The organism is Martelella sp. FOR1707 (genome assembly GCF_053484265.1).
Genome location: NZ_JBAKFP010000003.1, coordinates 456,114 through 478,401, shown reverse-complemented (window position 1 = coordinate 478,401; position 22,288 = coordinate 456,114). Strand labels below are relative to the sequence as shown.

19 protein-coding genes are annotated in these 22,288 nt (G+C 63.0%); 6 read left to right on the top strand and 13 right to left on the bottom strand.

The window, feature by feature from the left end:
• The first annotated feature begins 202 nt into the window (after window positions 1–202).
• The gene (gene gndA / locus V6765_RS10115) at window positions 203–1,627 is read left to right on the top strand and encodes an NADP-dependent phosphogluconate dehydrogenase (protein ID WP_448428309.1); all 1,425 of its coding nucleotides are present in this window, start codon (window positions 203–205) and stop codon (window positions 1,625–1,627) included.
• A 69-nt stretch (window positions 1,628–1,696) separates the two neighbouring features.
• Here gndA and V6765_RS10110 read toward each other — a convergent pair whose 3' ends face one another.
• Entirely contained in the window at window positions 1,697–2,857 is a 1,161-nt protein-coding gene (locus tag V6765_RS10110) for a diguanylate cyclase (protein WP_448428307.1), read from the bottom strand.
• Between the two features lie 220 nt (window positions 2,858–3,077).
• Here V6765_RS10110 and V6765_RS10105 point away from each other — a divergent pair, with 220 nt between their 5' ends.
• From V6765_RS10105 to V6765_RS10095, 3 genes are read left to right on the top strand one after another with little or no spacing between them, the layout of a single operon-like run.
• Window positions 3,078–3,767 (top strand): fumarylacetoacetate hydrolase family protein, encoded by a 690-nt coding sequence (locus V6765_RS10105; protein WP_448428305.1) that lies wholly within the window; start codon window positions 3,078–3,080, stop codon window positions 3,765–3,767.
• A 34-nt stretch (window positions 3,768–3,801) separates the two neighbouring features.
• On the top strand, window positions 3,802–4,344 hold the full coding sequence (locus tag V6765_RS10100; RefSeq protein ID WP_448428303.1) for a gamma carbonic anhydrase family protein: 543 nt from the start codon (window positions 3,802–3,804) through the stop codon (window positions 4,342–4,344).
• Window positions 4,344–5,621, top strand: coding sequence for a diguanylate cyclase domain-containing protein (locus V6765_RS10095; protein ID WP_448428301.1), 1,278 nt, complete (start codon window positions 4,344–4,346; stop codon window positions 5,619–5,621). Before V6765_RS10100 ends, V6765_RS10095 begins: the two co-directional genes overlap by 1 nt.
• Window positions 5,622–5,637: 16 nt before the next feature.
• Here V6765_RS10095 and V6765_RS10090 read toward each other — a convergent pair whose 3' ends face one another.
• Genes V6765_RS10090 through V6765_RS10080 form a run of 3 tightly spaced genes read right to left on the bottom strand, consistent with a single transcriptional unit; the run spans window position 5,638 to window position 7,668 of the window.
• Complete coding sequence (locus V6765_RS10090) at window positions 5,638–6,051, bottom strand: Fur family transcriptional regulator (RefSeq protein ID WP_448428299.1); 414 nt, start codon at window positions 6,049–6,051, stop codon at window positions 5,638–5,640.
• A 14-nt stretch (window positions 6,052–6,065) separates the two neighbouring features.
• Window positions 6,066–6,863: a zinc ABC transporter permease subunit ZnuB gene (znuB, locus tag V6765_RS10085; protein WP_448428297.1), complete on the bottom strand. Its 798-nt coding sequence runs from the start codon at window positions 6,861–6,863 to the stop codon at window positions 6,066–6,068.
• The gene (locus V6765_RS10080) at window positions 6,856–7,668 is read right to left on the bottom strand and encodes an ATP-binding cassette domain-containing protein (RefSeq protein WP_448428295.1); all 813 of its coding nucleotides are present in this window, start codon (window positions 7,666–7,668) and stop codon (window positions 6,856–6,858) included. Before V6765_RS10080 ends, znuB begins: the two co-directional genes overlap by 8 nt.
• Window positions 7,669–7,791: 123 nt before the next feature.
• Between V6765_RS10080 and znuA the strand changes: the two genes are divergently transcribed.
• Window positions 7,792–8,778: a zinc ABC transporter substrate-binding protein ZnuA gene (znuA, locus tag V6765_RS10075; protein WP_448428293.1), complete on the top strand. Its 987-nt coding sequence runs from the start codon at window positions 7,792–7,794 to the stop codon at window positions 8,776–8,778.
• 103 nt (window positions 8,779–8,881) lie between these two features.
• Here znuA and mgrA read toward each other — a convergent pair whose 3' ends face one another.
• The 7 genes from mgrA to V6765_RS10040 all read right to left on the bottom strand — a co-directional run bounded on the left by mgrA (window position 8,882) and on the right by V6765_RS10040 (window position 16,222).
• Window positions 8,882–9,931, bottom strand: a complete 1,050-nt coding sequence (gene mgrA, locus V6765_RS10070; RefSeq protein WP_448428291.1) for an L-glyceraldehyde 3-phosphate reductase — start codon at window positions 9,929–9,931, stop codon at window positions 8,882–8,884.
• Window positions 9,932–10,038: 107 nt separating this feature from the next.
• Entirely contained in the window at window positions 10,039–11,160 is a 1,122-nt protein-coding gene (locus V6765_RS10065; protein ID WP_448428289.1) for a Gfo/Idh/MocA family protein, read from the bottom strand.
• Window positions 11,161–11,171: 11 nt separating this feature from the next.
• Entirely contained in the window at window positions 11,172–11,933 is a 762-nt protein-coding gene (locus tag V6765_RS10060; protein ID WP_448428287.1) for a sugar phosphate isomerase/epimerase family protein, read from the bottom strand.
• An 88-nt stretch (window positions 11,934–12,021) separates the two neighbouring features.
• On the bottom strand, window positions 12,022–13,116 hold the full coding sequence (locus V6765_RS10055; protein WP_448428795.1) for an ABC transporter ATP-binding protein: 1,095 nt from the start codon (window positions 13,114–13,116) through the stop codon (window positions 12,022–12,024).
• Between the two features lie 3 nt (window positions 13,117–13,119).
• A complete protein-coding gene (locus V6765_RS10050; protein WP_230718428.1) occupies window positions 13,120–14,016 on the bottom strand; it encodes a carbohydrate ABC transporter permease in 897 nt (298 codons plus the stop codon).
• A gap of 4 nt (window positions 14,017–14,020) precedes the next feature.
• Window positions 14,021–14,914 (bottom strand): carbohydrate ABC transporter permease, encoded by an 894-nt coding sequence (locus tag V6765_RS10045; RefSeq protein ID WP_448428285.1) that lies wholly within the window; start codon window positions 14,912–14,914, stop codon window positions 14,021–14,023.
• A gap of 75 nt (window positions 14,915–14,989) precedes the next feature.
• Window positions 14,990–16,222, bottom strand: coding sequence for an ABC transporter substrate-binding protein (locus V6765_RS10040; RefSeq protein ID WP_448428283.1), 1,233 nt, complete (start codon window positions 16,220–16,222; stop codon window positions 14,990–14,992).
• Window positions 16,223–16,784: 562 nt separating this feature from the next.
• Between V6765_RS10040 and V6765_RS10035 the strand changes: the two genes are divergently transcribed.
• Complete coding sequence (locus V6765_RS10035) at window positions 16,785–17,864, top strand: LacI family transcriptional regulator (RefSeq protein WP_448428281.1); 1,080 nt, start codon at window positions 16,785–16,787, stop codon at window positions 17,862–17,864.
• A gap of 12 nt (window positions 17,865–17,876) precedes the next feature.
• On the opposite strand, the gene V6765_RS10030 is transcribed toward V6765_RS10035, so the two are convergent.
• Together V6765_RS10030 and V6765_RS10025 are read right to left on the bottom strand one after the other, a co-directional pair.
• On the bottom strand, window positions 17,877–18,266 hold the full coding sequence (locus V6765_RS10030) for a YbaN family protein (RefSeq protein ID WP_448428279.1): 390 nt from the start codon (window positions 18,264–18,266) through the stop codon (window positions 17,877–17,879).
• A 187-nt stretch (window positions 18,267–18,453) separates the two neighbouring features.
• Complete coding sequence (locus tag V6765_RS10025) at window positions 18,454–22,197, bottom strand: AsmA family protein (protein ID WP_448428277.1); 3,744 nt, start codon at window positions 22,195–22,197, stop codon at window positions 18,454–18,456.
• Window positions 22,198–22,288 lie beyond the last annotated feature (91 nt).

Genomic DNA, 22,288 nt, shown 5'->3' with positions numbered 1-22,288 from the left:
CGGCAAAACTTCTCGGCCGCCCGGCGAAAAGCGCCGGTTTTGCGCCGCCACGTCTTGCCGTTTGCCCGTGGCGGTGCCACAAAAGGCCAACCCCGGTTTGCCGCGCACTCCCCGGCGCAGCTGAAGGCTATCCGGGTTTTCGAAATTGCGCATCATTGCCCACGGCAATCCACATGATGCGCCAAAGACAAGAGGTGATGTCTTGGAAAAAGCAGAAATCGGACTGATCGGGCTTGGAGTGATGGGCTCCAACCTCGCCCTCAACATTGCCGAGAAGGGCAACAGGATCGCGGTCTACAACCGCACGGCCGACAAGACGCGCGCATTCTACGCCGGAGCGGGCGAGCTGCAGAAGAACATCGTCCCCACCGAGACGCTTTCGGATTTCGTCGCGGCCATCCGCCCGCCGCGCCCGATCATCATCATGATCAAGGCCGGCGATCCCGTTGATGAGGAAATGGAAAAGCTGCGCCCCTATCTCGGCAAGGGCGACATCATCATCGATGCCGGCAACGCCAATTTCCACGACACCCGCCGCCGCTTCAAGGAACTCGACGGCACCGGCCTGACCTTCATCGGCATGGGCGTGTCGGGCGGCGAGGAAGGCGCGCGTCATGGTCCTTCGATCATGGTCGGCGGCACCGAGGACAGCTACAAGCGCGTCGAGAAGGTGCTGACCTCGATCTCCGCCAAATTCGACAACGACCCCTGCTGCGCATGGCTCGGCCCGGACGGCGCCGGCCATTTCGTCAAGACCATCCATAACGGCATCGAATATGCCGACATGCAGATGATCGCCGAAATCTACGGCATTCTGCGCGATGGCTGCGGCATGGACGCCAACGATATCGCCAACATCTTCGGCGAATGGAACAAGGGGCGGCTGAACTCCTTCCTGATCGAGATCACCGAGAAGGTGCTGCGCGCCAGCGATCCGGAAACCGGCAAGCCGATGCCGGACGTGATCGTCGATGCCGCCGGCCAGAAGGGCACCGGCCGCTGGTCCGCGATCGAGGCCCAGCAGCTTGCCGTGCCCGCCACCGTGATCGAGGCGGCCGTGGCCGCCCGCTGCATCTCCGCCATGCGCGGCGAGCGTGCCGCAGCGGAACCGATGTTCAACAAGGAGGAGCTTTCCTTCGGCATCGAAGCCGGCCCCTGGCTCAACCGCGACCTCGAACTGGCGCTGTTCGCCGCCAAGATCGCGGCTTACGCCCAGGGCTTCGACGTAATGGCCTCGGCCTCCGAGGAATATGGCTGGAACCTGCCGATGCCGGAAATCGCGCGCATCTGGCGCGCCGGCTGCATCATCCGCTCGCAGTTCCTGGACGAGATCACCAAGGCGTTCTCCGACACCCCGGATGTCGCCAATCTGATCGTGACGCCGGCCTTCTCCGAGATGGTCAACGAGTGCATGCCGTCGCTGCGCCGGATCGTATCTGCGGCCACCGCCGCCGGCCTTCCGGTTCCGGGCCTTGCCTCGGCGCTCACCTATTTCGATGCCTATCGCCAGTCGCGCGGCACTGCCAACCTGATTCAGGCGCAGCGCGATTTCTTCGGCGCCCATGGTTTCGACCGTCTCGACGGCCTCGACATCCATCACGGGCCCTGGGGCAGCGGCGCGGTCTGAACCGGCCGCAAGGCATAGCAAATCGGAAAGCCCCGGCGACGGGGCTTTTTTCGTATTCCGGGTTGAGCCTCAGACCGAACGGGTATTCTGCCTGCGATCGGTTTCCGGTCGATAGGTGCACACGCGGTTGCGGCCGCTGTTCTTGGCATCATAGAGCGCCTTGTCGGCATGCTCTATGACATGGAATACCGACAGGGCCGAGGGGGTTGATTCCGCGACGCCGACGCTGACAGTCACGGCGACCGCCTCGGTCGCCGTCTGGAAACGCTCTTCCATGATCTGGATCCTGATATCCTCCGCGATGCGCCTGGCATTACGCAGCGTCGCCTCCTTGACCACCACGCAGAATTCCTCTCCGCCATAGCGCACCACAAGATCGAAGCCGCGCATGCGCCCGCGGACAATCTCGGCAAGCCGTCGCAGAACCACGTCTCCGAAGGCGTGACCGTAAACGTCATTCAGGGATTTGAACCGATCGATATCGATCATCAGAACGGCGAACGGAGGCCGCTCCTCTTCGGTGGCGCGCCGCTGGTCGAACGCCTCGAGCGCCCGCCTGTTCTTGAGCCCCGTGAGCGGATCGCGCTCCGCCTCGCGCTTGTAGGCGCGATATTCAGCCTCGCGCCGCTCCTCCATGGCAAGCAGATAGCCAAGGATCATGGTTCCCAGCAGATTGCGGATGATGAGCGCCGGCGTTGTGGAGGACACCACCGGCACGGGCGCGAATACGCCGGCGACCAGAGTGAGCGAGAGCAAAAGCCCCAAGATGGCAAGACCGAGAGCATCGCGTCGTCCGCCACTGAGGCGCGTGTAGACAAGTCCGATCACCGCGGCGAGCGCAATGCTGACGCAGCCCGCAAGCGCACCGACGCCGCCGATATATATCCGCATTGCGATGGTCACGGCCGAGGCGATCAAGGCGGCTAGCGGACCGCCGAAAAGCGCCGCAAGGGCAACCATGACCGCCCGGATATCCACGATGATGCCCGGCAGCACCTCGAGCGGATCGACCATCGTAACCACGGCCCCGAAGCCGAACAGCAACCCGGTCGCGAGCGATGAACGGACGATCGAAAAGCGCGCATACCGGATCAACCTGTAGGCGAGCACGATGAGGGCCGCCATGCCGACCTTTTCCAGCATGGCGATGACGATTTCCAGATTCTCAAGCATCGCGTCCTGAACCGCCAGGCCTTTCTTCAATCTTCGAAGCCGCGAAAACACAGCCATCGATTTCCAACAACAAGGCCTGCAGCTCGCTGAAGGGCGCCGTCAGAGCAAGGGATGTCCGATATATACCGCTCCGCCGCAAAGTTGGTAGGGTTAACGCTGGACCAGCGCAACTGAAGTTCCTACTTTGTGACCTGTTTTGCTTCATCCGGCCCGACGTGGGAGCCCGGCTGTTGTCAAAATGCACCTGTCGTGGTTTCCGCTTTCAGGACAAACACCGATGTCATCATTCGTCATTCCCTCTCCGCCCGTCGTCGCCCTGCCCGTCAGAGGCAGTGAAAGCACTTTTCCCGTTCGCCGGGTCTATTGCGTGGGTCGCAACTACGCCGCACACGCGGTGGAAATGGGGCATGATCCCAGCCGCGAAGCGCCGTTCTTCTTCCAGAAGAACCCCGACAATCTCGTCGCCCACGGCAAACCCTTTCCCTATCCCGTCCAGTCGCGGAACGTCCACCACGAGGTGGAGTGTTTCGTTGCCCTGAAAAATGGCGGCGCCGATATCGGCGTCGGTGAGGCCCTGGATTGTGTATACGGTTATGGCGTCGCCGTGGATTTCACCCGGCGCGACATTCAGGACGAAGCCAAGGCGAAATCGAGGCCGTGGGAAATGGCCAAGGCCTTCGAGGGGTCCGCGCCCGTCTCCGCAATCGCGCCCGCCGCCGAAATCGGCCATCCCGCGCGCGGCGCGATCAGCCTTGTGCGCAACGGCGCGGTGGTCCAGAACGGCGATCTCTCGCAGATGATCTGGAAGACCGCGGAAATCATCGCCGAGCTTTCCCGTTATGTGCGCCTTGCCGCCGGCGACGTCATCCTCACCGGCACGCCCGCGGGCGTTGGACCGGTCGAGCGCGGTGATCGCATTGCGTGCACCATCGAAGGCGTTGGAGACCTTGCATTCGAGGTAATCTGATATAGTCTCTGTCTGCGTTTGAGAGGAGATAGACGTGCCGCTTTACAACCTCGCCGATAAACGGCCGCAATTGCCGCCTGAAGGCAGATTCTGGATCGCGCCCGACGCGTCGGTGATCGGCGACATCATCGTCGGCGAGGATGTCGGCATCTGGTTTACCGCCGTGCTGCGCGGCGACACCGAGCCGATCACCATCGGCAAGGGCAGCAATATCCAGGACGGCGTCATCATCCATACCGACTTTGGATTCCCGACCACGATCGGCGAAGGCTGCACCGTCGGCCATCGCGTGATCCTGCATGGCTGCACGATCGGCGACAACAGCCTTGTCGGCATGGGGGCCACGATCCTGAACGGCGCAACGATCGGCCGCAACTCGCTGGTCGGCGCAAACGCACTGGTGACCGAGGGCAAATCCTTTCCCGACAACAGCCTGATCGTCGGATCGCCGGCCCGCGCCATTCGCGAACTCGATGACGCCGCGATTGCTGGCCTTCGCCAATCGGCCGAGAACTATATCGCCAACTGGAAACGTTTCAGCCGGGATCTCGCGCCGACGGAGTCTCGGACGCCATGATGCTGCGACGCGTAGCGAGCCTGTCGAGCACGGACCAGTTGCTCGACGAGCAGATCGAGCTCAACCTGAGAAGACGGGGGGTGTTGCTCCGCTTCACGCGCCCGCTCGAAAGCCGTTTCGTGGAGGAGATGCATCGCAGCCGCCACCGCCAGCTCGTCTGGGCAGGCGCGATCGGCATCCTCGTGATCGCAGGTTTTGCGTTTATCGATATGATTTATCGGGAGGAATTGCTGGCCCGCATGACCCTGATCAGATCCGGCGTTGTTCTGGCCTTGCTGTCAGCGCTAACAGTTCTGATCATGCGCGATCTCGACACCCGCCTTCCGGGCTGGATTTCGGTTTTCGGTGTCGCAGTCTCGGCGATCGGCACCGGGCTGATGCTGAAGACGCCCGGCAACCCGATCGTGGAATTCGAACCGTACACTTTTATTCTGCTGGCGATCGTCGGCAATATCGCGTTGCCGCTGCGCACGTCACAGGCCGTGGTTGCCGCATCGGTCAACTTCGCCATCGCCGCCTTCTTCATTCTTCCGCTGCCGACACTGCTGCCGATGGAAAAGGCCTCTCCCCTGATCTTTCTCGGCGTGACAAGCCTGCTCACCTTGCTGGCGAGCTACCGCATCGAGTCGGTCGAGCGGAAAGTGTTCCTCCTCTATCTGCGCGAAAAGGTCTATGCCGACGCGCTCTATGCCAAGTATCGCTCGCTCAACGATATCTCGAACACGGACGCCCTTACGGCGCTCGCCAACCGCCGTCTGTTCGATGATTTTCTGAAACAGAGCTGGACGGCAGCCGGGGAGACGGACCAGCCGCTTGCCATGCTGATGATCGATATCGATCACTTCAAGGGCTATAACGACACCTACGGCCATCCCGCCGGCGACGAATGTCTGAAACGGGTTGCCGCCGCGCTCAAGGCATCGACCCGGTCCGACGAGGATCTTCCGGCGCGCTTCGGCGGCGAGGAGTTTGCCCTTGTGTTGCCGGACAGCGACGAGAATGCGGCCCTTGCCCTCAGCGCCCGCATTCATGACGCCATTGCAGAACTCGCGATTCCACATGCATCGAGCCCGCGCAAGCGGCTGTCGGTCAGTATCGGCATCGCCGTCGAATACCCCGCGACGACCCAACACGATTCGCGCAATCTGCTGATCAGGGCCGATCGGGCGCTTTATGCCGCCAAGCGCGCGGGCCGCAACTGCACGCGGGTCGACCTCTCGATGGATCCCGCTCCGGAATTTGCCGACAATGCCGCAAAGGCCGTCCTGCGAAACTGAGCCCGCATAGACGGCTTCATGCTTCGCCGGCAGCGCAGGCGGCGCATAGCCCCCGCATTTCCACCGTCATCGCGCCGGGCCGAAACCCTTTCGAACGCGCCAGCCGGCCGAGCGCATCCTCGATATCGTGAGCATGGAACTCGATCACCGCGCCGCAGCCCTCGCATATCGCGAAGGCCGTCATACCGTGATGGCTGCAATCCTGATGCGGATGGGCGCAGGCGACATAGGCATTCAGGCTCTCCAGCCGGTGGACCAGCCCGGCCTCGGTGAGTTTTTCAAGCGCGCGATAGACCTGCAGCGGCGCCTTGAAGCCCTGATCGCGCAGCCGGTCCAGAATGGTGTAGGCGCTAATCGGCGCCTCGCTGCCGCTGAGGCAGTCGAACACCAGCGCCTGGTTGCGGGTCAGCTTTTCATCGGGCCTTTTCATATCGTCCCTCGTTTTCATCGCGGCCGCCTTGCCGCTTCGGGCACCAGCGTCACCAGAAATATCAGCATGGCGGCCACCACGATCGACGGACCGGACGGCGTGTCATAATAGAGCGAGGAATATAATCCTGCCACCACGCTCACAACCCCGATCAGCGATGCGAACACCGCCATCATCTCCGGCGTCCGCGCGAACCGACGCGCGGTGGCGGCGGGCACGATCAGCAGCGAGGTGATCAGCATGATGCCGACGATCTTCATCGCGATCGCGATCACCAGCGCCATCAGCAGCATGAAGATGAAGCGCACCGTCTCCGGCCGCATGCCCTCGGCCTGAGCGATCTCCGGCGAAACCGTGGCCGCCAGGAGCGGCCGCCACAGGCCCGCCACGGCCGCGACCACCACCAGCCCGCCAAGCCAGATCGTGGCGATATCGGCGCGCGTCACCGAAAGGATGTCGCCGAACAGGAAGCTGATCAGATCGACCCGGATCCAGGTCAGGAACGAAACGATCACCAGGCCGATCGCCAGCGTCGAATGGGCGAGAATGCCGAGCAGGCTGTCGGTGGAGAGCGCCCGCCGCCGCTCCAGCATGATCAGCATCACCGACACGATGGTCGCGACGACGAACACGCTGAGCGTCAGGTTGACCGTGAACAACAGCGACAGCGCCACGCCGAGCAGGGCCGAATGCGCCATGGTGTCGCCGAAATAGGCCATCTTGCGCCAGATGATGAAGCAGCCGAGCGGGCCCGCCATCAACGCAACGCCGATGCCGGCGACCAGCGCGCGCACGAAGAAATCGTCAAGCATGTTCCTGCGCCTCGTGATGATGGCCGTCATCGGGATGGCAATGTTCGGTGACCGAGCCATCGGCATGGCGCACCTTGCCATCGGGCAGATGGGTGTGGTCGTGATCATGTCGGTAGAGCGCGAGCGCGCCATCGCCACGGGCGCCGAGCAGCGACTGATAGGCCTCGCTGCCGCTCACGGCCTCCGGCGTGCCGGTGCAGCAGACATGGCCGTTGAGGCAGACGACCGTATCGGTTCGCGCCATCACCACATGCAGGTCGTGCGAGATCATCAATATGCCGCAGCCCTGGCGCTCCCGGATGTGCGAGATCAGGGCGTAAAGCGCGATCTCGCCGGCATGGTCGACGCCCTGCACCGGCTCGTCCAGGACCAGCAGATCGGGTTTGCGGGCAATCGCCCGCGCCAGTAGCGCGCGCTGGAACTCGCCGCCGGAAAGGGTCTGGACCTCGGCCTTTGCGAGATGGGCGATACCGACCTCCTCCAGCGCTTCGGCGATCGCATCAGCCGAAAGCGGCCCGGTCAGGGTCATCAACCGCCGCACCGTCAGCGGCAGGGAATGATCGATGGCGAGCTTCTGCGGCACGTAGCCGATGGTCAGGCCGCCGGCGCGCTCGACGCGGCCCTCATCGGGCGCGAGAACCCCGAGCGCCATCCGCGCGCTGGTGGATTTGCCCGCGCCGTTCGGCCCGATCAGAGTGACGATCTCGCCGCGGCGCACGCTGAAGCCCACGCCGCGCACGAGCCACCTTCCATTGCGGTGGAGCCCGGCATTGTCGAGCGAGACCAGCAGGTCATTCGAATGCATTTTTTCAAAACTCCGTCTTGTCCGCGTCTATGGCATACGTTATAGCGTAACGCAATTGATGTAATAACATTACGTCGAACTGCAATCCCCGGGCTACCCGCCTTCGAAAATAATGAGGTTCTCATGAAAACGTCCCGCCTGCTTCTCCTCACGACGGCCGCGATGGCCCTCGCCCAGACCGCAGCGGCAGAAGATGCCCTCAAGGTCGTGACGTCGATCAAGCCGCTCTATTCGCTGACGACCGCGCTGACCGCGGGAACCGCGACCGAAACGACGCTGCTGGTGAAGGGCGCCGCCTCGCCTCACACCTACAACATGACGCCCTCCGAGGCGCGCGCGCTGCAGAATGCCGACGTCGTGTTCTGGATCGGTCCGGCGCTGGAGCATTTTCTCGACAAGCCGCTCGACGCGCTCGGCGGCAATGCCGAGATCGTGGAACTGGAAGACGCCCCTGGCGTGGAGACGCTCGCCCCGCGCGAAGGCGGCGCCTTCGATGCGCATGACCATGATCACGAGGGTCATGAGGAGGACGGGCACGACGACCATGCCGACCATGATCACGAAGCCGATCATGACGACCACCACCACGGAGAAGTCGATCCGCATATGTGGCTCGATCCGATGAATGCGAAGGCCTTTGCCGCCGCCATGGCGGAAACGCTTTCGGAAAACGACCCCGCCAATGCCGAGATCTATGCCGACAATGCCGAAAAGCTCGAGGCCCGGCTTGATGGGCTGTCGGCTGACATTCAAGCGCAGATCGATGCCGTGAACCCCAAGCCCTACGTCGTCTTCCACGACGCCTATCACTATTTCGGCAACCGGTTCGGCGTCGAGGCCGCGGGTTCGATCACGGTCAATCCCGAAGCCCCGCCGAGCGCACAGCGCATCCGCGAAATCCACGACAAGCTGACCGAACTGGGTGCTGCCTGCGTGTTCTCCGAACCGCAATTCCCGCCGAAGATCATCGATACCGTGATCGAAGGAACCGATGCCCGCACCGGCATTCTCGATCCGCTGGGCGCGGGTCTTGAGGACGGGCCGGATCTCTATTTCCTGCTTCTGGAAAACCTCGCGGGCAACCTCACCGACTGCTTTGTGGCCGGGTAATCGACCACAAGGACATCGCCCGGGCGCGCATGGCCGGGCGTTGTGGCCTGCGGGTGAGTAGTGCCCCCGCAGGCCTTTTTTTGTCCGCCGGTCCGGGACCCGGCTATTTCTGCCGCTCCGGCCCCTTACGTTCGGCCGATCGCGCCCAGAGGTTGATGTCGGCCTCGCGAGCATATTTGTCGATTTCGGCAAGCTCGGCTTCAGTGAAATCGGGTTTGTCGAGGGCCTTCACGCAATCGAGCACCTGTTCCGGCCGGCTTGCGCCGATCAGCGCGGTGGTAACCCGCCCGCCGCGCAGCACCCAGGCCAGCGCCATCTGCGCCAGCGTCTGGCCGCGCCGCTCGGCGATCGCGTTCAATGCCCGGATATGATCAAGCGTGTCCTCGCGCAGGAATTCATGGCGTAGCGATTTGCCCTGCGCCGCCCGGCTGTCTTCGGGAATGCCCTTCAGATATTTCGACGTCAGCATGCCCTGGGCCAGCGGCGAGAACACGATCGAGCCGAGCCCGAGTTCCGCAAGCGTATCCAGCAGACCGTCCTCCTCGACCCAGCGATTGATCATCGAATAGCTCGGCTGGTGAATGACGAAGGGCGTCTTCAGTTCTTTCAGTATCTTGTAGGCCTCACGCGTGCGCTCGGAATTGTAGGAAGAAATTCCCACATAGAGCGCCCTGCCCGACCGCACGATCTGGTCGAGCGCCATCATGGTTTCCTCGAGCGGCGTATCCGGATCGAAGCGGTGGGAATAGAAGATATCGACATAGTCGAGGCCAAGCCGTTTCAGGCTCTGGTCGCAGGAGGCGAGAAGGTTCTTGCGGCTGCCCCACTCGCCGTAGGGCCCGTCCCACATGCCATAGCCGGCCTTGGAGGAGATGATCAGCTCGTCGCGCAGACCGGCAAACTCGTTGCGCAGGATATCGCCGAAGGCCTTTTCGGCGGAACCGGGCGGCGGGCCGTAATTATTGGCGAGATCGAAATGGGTGATCCCGGCATCAAAGGCGGTCTGGCAGATCGCAACCTTGCGCGCGCGCTCGGTATCGTCGCCAAAATTGTGCCACAGGCCGAGCGATATCGCCGGCAGCTTGAGCCCGGACGCGCCGCAGCGGTTATATTGCATCGTATCGTAGCGGGTCTTCGAGGGTGTCCAGCGCATCATATCCTCCTGCCTGAAGGGCCGGGACGGCCCGGCCATGAAAAAGGCGGCAGAACGCCGCCTCTTGCGATTCGATTATAGGCAAGCCGGGCGCAAAGCGCCACGCCCTACCGCAACAGCGCCCTCGCCGCCGCCGCATCCAGCGCCGCCGGCTGGGTGCAGGTGGTTGAAAGCGGGACGAACGCGCCGGTCTCCCCGGACTTCAGGATCGCGGCCATGACGTCGACGCCGTGCAGCGCGCGGGCGAGCGAGCAGCGGGCATCGCGGCCTTCGATCAGCGCCACTGCCATATCGGCAAGGCCGGCCGTGCGGTAATTGGCGCGCTCGCCCTGGTTGGGCTTGCCGAAGGGGTGATCCTGGCTGTCGAGTTCGGACGTCTTGCCGTCGCGGCCCGCCGCCTCGACCTTGCCGCCGAAGAAGTTGGGGTCGGGCACGAACAGCGTCCCTTCCGTGCCGTAAAGCTCCATGTTGGAGTGACGGTGCGCCCACACATCCCAGCTTGCGCCAAGCGAGATGGTCGCCCCGCTTTGAAACTCCAGCAGCGCATGGATATTGGTCGGCGTCTTCACCGGGATGATCTCGCCGCGGCGCGGTTCGGAGGTGATGGTGCGGGTCTCGTTGGCCATCGAGGTCAGCGCCGCCACCTGTTTCACCGGGCCGATGAGGTTGATCAGGTTGGCGATGTAATAGGGGCCGAGATCGAGCACGGGGCCGCCGCCGGGCAGGAAGAAGAAATCCGGATTGGGATGCCACATCTCCATGCCAGCGCTCATCACGTGGCAGGTGCCGGAGGTGACCCGCCCGATGCCGCCCTCATCGATATATTTGCGGGCGCGCTGATGGGCGCCACCCAGAAACGTATCCGGCGCGCAGCCGACGGAAAGACCCTTCTCGGCGGCAATGCGGCCGAGTTCCTTGCCCTCGTCGACGGAAAGCACCAGCGGCTTTTCCGAATAGACATGCTTGCCCGCCTCGAGAATCCGCTTCGACATCTCGTAATGCGCGCCCGGAATGGTGAGGTTGACGATGACGTCGAGCTCGTCGTTCTGGAGCAGTTCGTCGACGCTCTGTGCCGTCACGCCGTATTCCTCCGCGCGCGCGGTGGCCGCCGCCGGATTGATGTCGGCGCAGGCGAGCACCTTCAGGCCGCGAAACAGCGGCGCGAGAGAAAAATAGGTCGCGGAAATATTGCCGCATCCGAGGATGCCGACACCAAGTTCGCTGGTCATGAATGCCTCGTTCAGAAAGACTGGAAGGATGCGATCGACCGCTCGATAAGACGGTCGATATCGTTCGGATTGTCGTGCTCGACGATGTAGTGGCGGATCGGCAGCGACTTCAGGACGCCCATCAGCCCTTTCCAGTCGACCGTGCCGTGGCCGACATCGGCCCAGCCGTCCTCATCCTCGTTTTCGCCCGGCTCGGCGATATCCTTGACATGGACGGCGCTGAGGCGATCCTTGAACGTCTCGATCCAGTGCAGCGGATCGGCGCCGCCACGGATGACCCAGGCGATATCAGCCTCCCAGGCAAGCGACGGTCCGCCTTCCATCAGATGCGTCATCGGCACGCTGCCATCTTCAAGGGCTGCAAATTCGAAATCGTGGTTGTGCCAGCCGAACACGAGGCCTGCATCGCGCATGGGCGCGCCGGCCTTTTCCAGCCGCGCCCCGAAATCGCGCCAGCCTTCGGCCGTCGTCGGGCGGTCATCCGGCATCAGGAAGGGGCAGAACACGCTGTCCATCTTCAGCGCCGATGTGATCTCGAGCACGCGCTCGGGATCATTTTCCAGCATGTTGAGGCTGAAGTGACCGGTCGGCATTGTAAGCCCGATCGTCGCCAGATCGGAGGAAAGCCGGTCGAGCGCCGCCTGATCGAGATCGTCGTAAAGCGCGCCATAGCCTTCCACTTCGCTGTAGCCCGCCGCGGCGAGTTTCTTGAAGATCGCCGAAAACGGCTGGTAGTTGCGCGCGCTGTAAAGCTGGAATCCAAGTTTTGTCATCTGTTTCCTCCGGCTGCCGCCATTGCTCCGGCCGGCAGGCCCTTCCTGTTATTCATGCCGCGCGGGGCTGTCCCCTCGCGGCCTTGCTTCAAAGCCGCAATTCGGTCTCCGCGTCGAAGACCGAGGCGAGCGGGATATCAAAGGCGAAGCGGATCTTCTGCCCGACCTTGTAGCGAACATTGCCGTTGACCCTGACCGTGATCAGGTGGCCTGCATGTTTCAGCCACAGCAGGCTGTCGGCGCCCATCGGCTCCTCGAGGTCGACGGTCGCCTCATGCACTTCGAGGTTTTCCTCCGACAGCGCCTTGTCGATGACGATATGTTCCGGCCTGACGCCGAGCGTGACCTTGCCGGATTCCGGCAATTCGCCATTGGCATCATAGCCTTCGAGCGAGAAGTCGACATCATTGGTGCGGAACACCGGCTTGCCGTTCTCGCGGCGCAGCTCGCCATCCATGAAGTTCATCGGCGGCGAACCGATGAAGCCGGCGACGTAGCGGTTGACGGGACGATTATAGATCGTGGTCGGTTCGTCGAGCTGCTGGATCACCCCACCGCGCATGATCGCGATCCGGTCGGCCAGCGTCATCGCCTCGATCTGGTCGTGGGTCACGTAAACCATCGTGTTTTCAAGGGACTGGTGCAGCCGCTTAATCTCGACGCGCAACTCCGACCTGAGCTTTGCGTCGAGGTTCGACAAGGGCTCGTCAAACAGGAACACATCGACATCGCGCACCAGAGCGCGGCCGATCGCGACACGCTGGCGCTGGCCGCCGGAAAGCTCGGCGGGCTTGCGCTTCAGGAGCGGCTCGATCTGCAGGATTTCGGAGGCGCGCTTGACGCGCTTGTCGATCTCTTGTTTCGGCACCTTGGCGACCTGAAGGCCGAAGGAGAGGTTCTTCTCGACCGTCATCTGCGGATAGAGCGCATAGGACTGGAACACCATGCCGATGCCGCGATCCTTCGGCTCAAGCCAGGTGACGTTTTTGTCCTTGATGAAGATCTGCCCACCGGTGACGTCGAGCAGGCCCGCAATGCAGTTCAAAAGCGTGGACTTGCCGCAACCGGACGAGCCGAGCAGCACGAGGAACTCGCCGTCCTGGATATCGAGATCGAGGTTCTTGAGGACGTCCACGGCCCCGAAGGAGAGCGACAGGTCCTTGATGGAAACACTGGTATTCATCATTTACCCTTTCACCGCGCCGGCGGCGATGCCGCGCACGAACAGCGGTCCGGAAACGAAATAGACGGCGAGCGGGACAAGGCCGGTCAGAAGGGTCGCCGCCATGTTGACATTGTACTCCTTCACGCCCTGAACCGCGTTGACGATGTTGTTAAGCTGGACCGTCATCGGATAGTTCTGCTGACCGGCAAAGATCACGCCGAACAGGAAGTCGTTCCAGATGCCGGTGGTCTGGATGATCATGCCGACGACGAAGATCGGCAGCGACATCGGCAGCATGATCTTGAAGAAGATCTGCCAGAACCCCGCGCCATCGACGCGGGCCGCCTTGAACAGCTCTTCCGGCAGCGAGGCGAAATAATTGCGAAACAACAGTGTCAGGATCGGCATGCCGAAAATGGTGTGCACCAGCACGATGCCCGGGAGCGTCGAGAACAGGTGCAGTTCGCGCAGGATGATCACCAGCGGATAGAGCATCACCTGATAGGGAATGAAGGCCCCGAACAGCAGCACGGTGAAGAAGAATTCCGAGCCCTTGAAGCGCCAGTTGGCAAGCGCATAGCCGTTCACCGAGGCGACCGCGATCGAGATGATGATGCCGGGAACGGTGATCTTGACCGAGTTCCAGAAACCGACGCTGATCCCTTCGCAGTAAAGTCCGGTACAGGCGCCGCTCCAGGCCTTGACCCAGGGCTCGAAGGTGATTTCCACCGGCGGGGCGAAGATGTTGCCCATGCGGATTTCCGGCATGCCCTTCAGCGAGGTCACGATCATTACGTAAAGCGGGATCAGATAATAGACAGCGGCGACGAACAGGATGGAATAGAGAATGATCCTGGAGGGGGCGAGCCGGCGTTTCGGGCGCGGACCCGCAGGTCCGTTCAAAGCGATGTCAGCCATGTTGCTACCTCTTCTTGCCTCTGAATTCCATCAATGCCCAGGGCACGAGGATGATGAACACAGTGACCAGCATGACGGTGGATGCCGCCAGCCCCTGCCCGATATTGCCGCGCTGGAACATCAGGTCGTAGACATATTTCGCGGGCACTTCGGAGGCGAAGCCGGGTCCCCCTTGGGTCATGGCCACGACAAGGTCGTAGACCCGGACGATGCCGGAGGCGACGATCACCAGCGTGGTAACGAAAACGCCGCGCATCATCGGGATGACGATGAAGATATAGGTGCGCCATGCCGGGATGCCGTCGATCTTCGAAGCTTTCCAGATTTCGGTGTCGATGCCGCGAAGCCCCGCCAGCATCAGCACCATGACGAGGCCCGTGCCCTGCCACAGGCCGGCGATCACCAGCGCGTAGATCACCGTGTGCTTGTTGCCGAGCAGCGCGAGGTCGCCGCCGGGCAGCCCGAGTTCATCGAGAAATTTCGGCAGGCCAAGGCCGGGATCGAGGATCCATTGCCACACCAGACCGGTCACGATGAAGGAAAGCGCGAAGGGATAGAGAAAGATGGTCCGAAAGGTGTTTTCGAAGCGGATCTTCTGGTCGAGCAGCGTTGCCAGAATGAAGCCCACGACGAAAGAGAAGATCAGGCTCAGCCCGCCATAGATCATCAGGTTGACGATCGCGACATTCCAGCGCGTGGTGTCGAACAGGCGATCATACTGCGCGAAACCGACGAAGTTCTCGCTCGGCAGAAGCCTTGAATCGGTGAATGAATAGATGACCGTCCAGGCGGTGCAACCGATGAAGATGACCACCGCGGTGAGCATCATCGGTATGGCCGCGATCTTGGCGTTCAGATTCTTGAACAGGCCCATCGGACGGCGAGCGACATCAGCCATTGCTGCTCCCCTCACGAGATTGGTGCAGAAAGAAAGGCGGAGCGGTAAACCCGCCCCGCCACTCAACCGGGCAAATTACATTGCCTGTTCGATGATTTCCTGCTGGCGCTCCATCGCTTCGTCGACCGACATGTCGGAGGAGAAGAATTCGAGCGCGAGGTCGGTGATCTGGCCCTGCGTATCGGAGTCGAGCAGCTGCTCGGTCGAGGGCAGCACGTTTTCGGGGTTCGCGAGAATCTCGATACCCTTCTTCATGCAGGCATTGGCGGCTTCCAGATCGACATCGCCGCGCACCGGCAGCGAGCCCTTGACCAGATTGAACTCGACCTGGGTTTCGGGCGAGACCAGCATGGAGGCGAGCTCGAGCTGGGCGGCCGTGATATCCGGGTCATCCGTCTTCGGGAAATAGAAGGCGTCACCGCCGGTATCCAGAACCGGGTTGTTTCCGAGGCCCGGCAGGCAATCATAGTCGACGCCGGCTTCCTGGCCGGCCTGGGCAAACTCGCCCTGCGCCCAGTCACCCATGATCTGGGCCGCGGCATCGCCCTGGATCACCATATTGGTGGCGACATTCCAGTCGCGGCCGGAATAGGCATCATCGACCATGGTGCGGGCTTCAGCAAAGGCTTCCCAGATGGCGCGGTTCTCATCGCTCATCACCGCTTCGGGATCCTTGTCGCCGTTGACGGCGAGGTAATTGTCCACACCGCCGATGGCGACCTGCATCACGTTGCGGATACCGTCGACCTGCCAGGGCTGGCCGGTGGCGAGCGGAATAACACCGGCCTCCTGCAGCTTCGGCGCGGCTTCCACCAGTTCAGCCCAGTTGGTCGGGACCGGAATGCCGTTATCCTCGAACACATGGCGGTTCAGCCACATCCACTGCCAGGAGTGGATGTTGATCGGAACGCAATAGATGCGGCCGTCATATTCGCAGGCTTCGAGAAGCTTGGCCGGGCGGATCTTGCTGGCCCAGTCTTCCTTCTCGGCAAGCTCGGTCAGGTCGAGCATCAGGCCGGCCTTGATGAGCTCCTCGGCATCGCGGCCGGTGTTCATCTGGGTCGCGCCCATGGGGTTGCCGCCGAGAATGCGGCTGACGATGATCGGGTTGGCGGTGGTGCCGGAACCGGCGATGGCGCTGTCGACCCAGGTATTGCCGGTTTCGTTGAAATTGTCGGCAAGAACCTTCACGGCGGCAGCCTCCCCGCCGGAGGTCCACCAATGGGTTACTTCGAGATCGGTCGCGCTGGCGGAAAGCGGCATCGCGACGCCGGCAGCGAGTGCTGCGGTGAGAAGTGCATGTTTCATCTTGTCCTCCCAACTGAAACGTTACCGGAAAACGGTATTCAAATTCCCGGAAGCTGGCAACCTTTTTGTCGAAGTTTTTGTTTCGATGCGACTTTAGTCGGAATCCCCTGCGCTCCGACCGCAAATCGTATTGCAATGCAAATACCCCATTAAACAGTTAATTTTATGGCATTTCTTACAGAAAACCGGCGTCCGTCGCAGCGCTTGTTCGCTAACGCACACAATGCGGTGACCTATGCGTCATGACCCCGCTTACGCCTTGAAAATCAGGGGCTCGAACGCTCAGAAACACTTTTCTGTATCGTTTCAGCTCGTGCCGCGCTACATTGCTGTCATCCCCGTTCCTGGACGGGAGGAGGCCGCTTGAGGCATGGCAGACAGCGCTTTTTTTTGCGCATGGATTGCCGGGAGACGCTATAAGCGTCGGCGACAGGCGGGGCTGTTCAGGGCAAGGCGGAAGAGGTGCAACCTCGAGACACAGACGAGCCGGGGCGCGCGACCAGTTTCGCGCGGCAAAGCACGTTTGCAATCATGTCCGGTTGCCGGCGAATGAGGAGACGCAATGAAACCGACGACAAGCCGCACAGATGGCCGAACAGAGGGCCGCACAGCCGAGACCGCGAACGCCCGACCAACGCTGAAGACCATCGCCTATATGACCGGGCTCGGCGTCACCACCGTTTCGCGTGCGCTGAAGGATGCGCCGGATATCGCAGAGAACACCAAGGAGCGGGTGCGGCTGGTGGCCAAACAGCTCGGCTACATGCCGAATCGCGCCGGCGTCAGGCTTCGGACCGGCAAGACCAATGTCATTGCCCTCATCCTCAACCTTGAAGAGGAAATCATGGGCATGGCCGGCCAGATGATCTTCGGCATCTCGGAAATCCTGGCTGACACGCCCTATCATCTCGTGCTGATGCCGCAGCCGATCCATCACGACCAGATGGCGCCGGTGCGCTACATCCTCGACACCGGCTCGGCCGATGGCGTGATCATCTCGCGCATCGAGCCCGACGATCCCCGCATCAAGCTCATGCGCGAGCGCGGCATGCCGTTTGCCGCCCATGGCCGCACGGAAGGCAGTATCGACTATCCCTTCCATGACTTCGACAACGATGCCTATGCCTTCGATGCCGTTGAAATGCTGGCGGGGCGCGGGCGGCGGCGGATCGTCAGCCTGCAGCCGCCGAGCCATCTGACCTATTACAAATATTTCCGCTCCGGCTTCGAGCGCGGCCTCAGCCAGTTTTCGCTGGAGGAGACGCCGCTGACATCGATCTCGACCGATTCGCCCCTGACCGAGATCCGTAGCGGCATGCTCGCGACGCTGCGCTCCAGCCATCCGCCTGACGCCGTGATCGCCTGCAGCGGCAGCAGCGCGATACCGATCATGGCGGCGCTGAGAGACTGCAACCTGACGCTTGGCCGCGAGGTCGACGTGGTGGCGAAGCAGCCGGCCGATTTCCTGAACTGGATCAACCCGGAACTCATCGCCATGAGCGAGGATTTCAGCCAGGCCGGCCGCGAACTCGCCCGCGCCGTTCTCGCCCGCATCGACAATGCCGGCTCAAAGCCGCGTCAGAGCATCAGCAAGCCGGACTGGTCGAAAGCGCCGGCGGCAAGGGCGCGGGAAAACAGCTAAAACGCGGGGAGATCAGCCGTCTGCAGCCATTCTGGACGGCGAAGGGCGGGTGAGCACGTAGAGCGCGCAACAGGCGAGCACGATCGCGACGCCGGCCTGCAGCCACGGCCATGCGCCGGCAAACAGCAGAACCGAGACCATGCTGCAGCCCATGGCCGCCACGGCAAGCAGCTTGGCCGGCAACGAGATCGCGCCCTCGCGCCGCCAGCGGCCGAGATGAGGGCCGAAATGCGGATGGTTCATCAGCTTTGCCTCAAGCTCCGGCGAGGACCGGGCGAAGGCGGCGGCGGCAACGATCAGGAACGGCACGGTCGGCATCACAGGCAGGACCGCGCCGACAAGGGCAAGCGCCACCATCACCCAGCCAAGCCCGATCAAAAGCCTGCGCTTTACCGTTTTCATGCCTGCCTGCCTTCATCCGATCAGCCACGCTGTGGCTCTACCGCATTGTTTTACCGTGACAACCTTGCCGAATCCATAGCGCCTGGCTGCGGAAAAAAGAACATTGCCCAGCGCGTAGCCAGATCCAACAGTGCCCGGTTTGCGCCTCACATGCTCCGCAATACCGGCGATATTTTGACGCAACCGTTCAAGGGCTGGGCGCGCTCTCCTGACGCACTTCATCCGCCCCATCAATGATCGATTCGATCAGCCGGTCCCAATCGCTCTTCTCCGGCGCTTCGGGAACACCCTCTGCCGGCGCGGCGGAAATTGGCGCGGCCTCTACCGGCTGATCGGGCGCAGTCTCGCCGGCGCCGTCCGGCGATGCCTGATCCGAAGGCTCACCGGCGGCACCCGCCTCGGCGTTGCGGGCGGCTTCTGCGGCGCGGCGCGCCTCCTCTTCCCGGCGCTGCCGTTCCGCCTCTTCCTGACGCTGACGCTCGCGCGCCTCTTCCCGGCCCTGGTAGAGGGCCGCCTCGCGGCGCAGGCGCTGCTTTTCGAGAATGTCGGCCTGCAGGCGTTCCACGCGTTCGCGCTCACGCTCGACCGCCCTCAGCGCCAGATAGTTGTCGATCTCGGTGAGATCAAGCGTCCGGTCCGGTTCGTCGAGCGGACCATTGAAGCCGATCGTGAAGCCGGCGCTCGCCCCCTCCTCGCCCTCATCGCCAAGCTTGAGCGCGACGTCGAGCGCGGCGTTGAGATCGCGCGTGTCCAGATCGGCCTCCATCGCCGCATAGACGCTGGCCTCGGGCAGATCGACCAGCACATTGCGCGCCTGCAGCGTTCCGTCGGTGATCGCAAAGGGGATCGCAATATCGCCCGCCTGAAAGCTGCCGCCGCCGAAGAGCAGCGCGCGGACCTCCTCCTCGATCGCCTCGTTGGTGATCTCGGTGCCCTGAGCGTCTGCCCAGGCGAGAAGCTCGTCCCGGAAACCGAGATCGAGGCCGTTGAAGGTCGGCGATTTGAGCGTGACGATCCCGGAACCGCTGGCCTGCGACTTCAGGCCCCGCGCGGTATCGGCGGTGGTCTCCACCACAAGGCCGAGATCGAACGCGCCGGAGACGACGGGCGTCGTCCCGTCCGCCTGCCAGAGATTGTCCGGCAGGGTGGCGTCGGAAAGATTGAGCTGGGCCTGGAAATAGCCGTTGCCGTCGGTGTTGCCGAGCCGCATGTCGCCGGAAAGCGTGCCGCCCATCAGCCGGCCCGAAAGCCCGTTGAGCGCCATGCCGCCGCCGCGGAAGTCGAGCTTGCCGCCCATGCCGGTCACCGGCTCGGCAAGCCCGATATCGAAGGCGCCCGCCTGCAGGTCCACGCTCGCCTCCGCCGTTCCGAAATAGGCGCGGTCGAAAGGCACATCCGAGAGGTTGCCCTCCGCATCGGTGAAATCGGGCCCGAACACGGCCTCCGTCAGCCACGCCATGTCGAGCCGGTCGAGCGCGAGCGCGCCATCGAGCGAAGCCACCGGCCCGCCCCTTGCGAGCGCAAGCCGGCCGGCAAGGCCGTTATTGTCGAGCGTTCCGTCAATGGCCGAAAGCGTATAGGCCTCGTCGTCGATATCGAGCGCGGCCTTCAGCGACACCGGCACCCCGAAGGCCGTGCCGGGAACGGCAAAGGCGTTCATCGCCAGATAGGGTTCCAGGTCGGGGCTTTCGAGTGAAACCGAATAACGGCCGTTCAGGAAATCGCCCGCCGCGAGGCTCGCCTCGCCGCTGGCGGAGAACCGGGTCTCGCCGCTTGCCGCGCGGAACCCGACGGTCGCCGGCCCCTCGGCATCTGCGCGATCGACGGAGAGCGACAATTGCGCGCCGGCGGGCGCAGGGATCGGCAGCGGCATCATGCCCGCCTGCCCGAACAGCACCGCGGCATCGGGGTTCGAGACCTGAAGCTGGCCGCTGATGCCGCCCTGTCCCAGGAGCGAATCCATCCGCCATGAGCCGGAAATGCGGCTGCCATTGGCGCTGCCCTGGATCACCGCGGCGGCGGCGGTACCGTCCTGGCCGAAGGTCAGGTCCGCCTCCAGGCTGGTATCGCTGTACCAGAGCGCGCTGTCGCCGAGCATGGTCAGCAGCGGGTGATCGCCGGTCCGCTGGCGCAGCATCGCCACGAAATCGGTAATGTCTTCGGCGGCAAGCGTCAGGCGGGCGGAGCCGGTCGGCATGTCCCGCATGGTCTGCGCCTGGCCCGAAAGCGTGATCGCCGCGCCTGCGAGATCCTCGATCTTCAGGCTGTCGATCGTCACCGCGCCGGCCTGATAGGTGAAGTCCGTATCCACAACATTGGCCGCAAGGCCAAGGGCGTTGACCGCGCCGGCGCGCAGCGTGGCGTGGATGCGGTGCTGGCTGAGGCCGGTGTCGATATCCTCGCCAACCATCAGCCCGGCAAGAGCGCGCAGCGCGTTCAGATCGATGACATTGCCTGAGAGGTCGAAATCGAGCGTCGGCGTCGCAGCGCCGTCCGCCTGCCGCGACAGAGTGCCGTCAAGCACAGCATCGCCCGCGACAATCTGCAGGTTTTCGAACGCCTGGGTCTGCGGCGTCAGGATCACATCGGCGGAAAAGCCGGCGCGGTCGAGTTCGCGGATTTCCGGGCTGACCTTGCCCGTCAGCCATTGCGAAAGCCCGCTCGGCTGGCGCGAGGCGACCAGGAGCGAGCCCGAAAAATCCGTGGTCTCGCCGACGGCCAGACGCCCGGAGGCTTCAACCTGCGTGCGGCCGGGCAAGACCGCCGAGCCGTTTTCGACCCGCCAGCCATCGCCATCCGGAGAGGCGTCGAGCACGATCGAGCGGATGGTAGTGTCGCCGGAGACCAGCGCCGGCAGGCGAAAGGTGACCTTGCCCGGCAATTGCGGGATCGGCACATCCTGGATGAAGCCGATCAGCACATCGAGACGCTCGCGCGCGCTTGGCGGCGCGACCCGACCCTTCTTCAGATTGGTGTCGTAATCGGAAAGCCGCTCGACATTGAATTGCTGGCCATTGGCTGTCAGCAGAAAGGTGCCGCCCGGCCGCGTGTCGAAATTGCCTTCGCCCGAGATCACATAGGGATCGACGCGGGTGCCGACCTCCAGCCGGTATTCCGGCACCGAAAACGAGTTGTTTGTCAGCTCGAATTTCCCGGCAACGCGCGGTGGCGGCACGTCCTGTTCGCCGTCGCTCGTCACGGCAAGGCGGAAGTCGCCGGCATAGACCGGCGCCCCGGTCGCAAGCGAGACATCGCCTTCCATGGTCGCAGACAGCGGCCACTCCGCAGGCGTCGCCGACAGTCGCACCCGCACCGACCGGGTTTCGGGGTCGGGCCGGCCGGTGAGGATGCTGAAGCTTCCGGCGCGGCCGTCGAGAACGCCGGTTCCTTCCATGCGCCACGGCCCTTCGATGGCGTTGGCGGAAAGCATGGCGTCGATATCGGTCAGGCTGCGCACCCGCCCGCTCGCCGCGTCGGAAAGGCGGATCTCGCCGTCGCGCACCTCGACATCCTCGAAGATCACGCGGCGGGCGGCAATGGAACTCTCGCCGGTATCGGTCCATGCCAGCGCGCCATCCTCATCGAGCGAAAGATTGAACACCGGATGTTCGAGCTGCATCTTGAAGATGCGCATCTCACCGCTGAGGAAGGGCGCCAGTTCCGCATCCATCGAGAAGGATTCAGCCGTCGCAAGCGGCTGGCCTCCGGCATCGCGGCCAACGCTGACATCGTGCATTGTGATGGCCGGAAACGGCAGGATGCGGACATCGACATCGCCGAGCACCTCGACCTTCTTGCCGACCACCCGGCTCGCCTGCACCTCGAACTCCCGCCGGAAGCTGCTCCAGTCGATGAAATAGGGAGCAACCAGCGCGACACAGAGGACGAAAACCAGAAAAGCGCCAATGATAACCAGTATTCGTGCCAGCAAACCTGCTATTCCTCTGTCACTTGCGTTTGCGGCTCCGGCCGCATTGGCCAGAACCTAGCACAGGGTAGAATGGCAAACCAGTTCAGGCACC